The sequence below is a fragment of the Legionella norrlandica genome (assembly GCF_000770585.1).
GTDB classification, from domain to species: domain Bacteria; phylum Pseudomonadota; class Gammaproteobacteria; order Legionellales; family Legionellaceae; genus Legionella; species Legionella norrlandica.
The window spans coordinates 1-348 of the sequence record NZ_JNCF01000142.1; the positions used below are offsets into that span (position 1 = coordinate 1).

Here is a 348-nt window from a genome sequence, read left to right on the forward strand (position 1 = left end):
GCCTTATTGAAAAAATCAGGTACCTATTACCTTCGAAGATCATAAGGAACTACAAGCTGAGTTCTTAATAAATAACAAAGCATGGATTGAAAAATTACTATCTAATTTAAATACTTTTATATCACTCAATGCCGAAAATAAAACAAAGGAAATACGACCTATACTAGCTAAAATGTATTATTTGAGGCGGATGTCGTGCTCTTTTTTTACCATAACAAACAAGAAGCACTTCCATTTTTTAAAAAGGCAACGGATATATTACCTGAAAACCCCTATTATAAATTACGTTACCTGGAATTAGCCGGGGACGAAAGAAGACATGAGGCTAGGAAAAGGTTGAAAAAATAG

At 32.8% G+C, this 348-nt stretch carries 1 protein-coding gene; it reads left to right on the forward strand.

Going from position 1 to position 348, the window contains the following annotated elements:
* The first annotated feature begins 195 nt into the window (after positions 1–195).
* Positions 196–348, forward strand: a complete 153-nt coding sequence (locus tag OK13_RS14690; protein WP_160264763.1) for a hypothetical protein — start codon at positions 196–198, stop codon at positions 346–348.